The sequence below is a fragment of the Clostridium sp. AF35-15 genome, assembly GCF_003477745.1.
In the GTDB taxonomy this organism is placed as follows: Bacteria; Bacillota; Clostridia; order Lachnospirales; family Lachnospiraceae; genus Otoolea; species Otoolea fessa.
The window spans coordinates 302-556 of the sequence record NZ_QUDY01000031.1 but is presented as its reverse complement, the minus strand read 5'-3'; positions in this window follow the sequence as shown (position 1 = coordinate 556).

Here is a 255-nt window from a genome sequence, read left to right as displayed (position 1 = left end):
GGATCACCTCCTTTCTAAGGAAGAAGAAGTAAGGGTTTTATATACTGTTGAGTGTTTAAGGTCCGTAAGTGCACCTCGCGAACAAGTTCGCTCGGTCGCGGCGTTCGCCGCTTATAAAACCGAAAACCAAAAACTGCTTATGAAAGTAAACTTTCAACACAGTTTCTGATTTTGTTTTTGCACTTACTCATTACAACACGAAATTTCCGGTGTCGATGCGCTTAGGGGACACACCCGTTCCCATCCCGAACACGA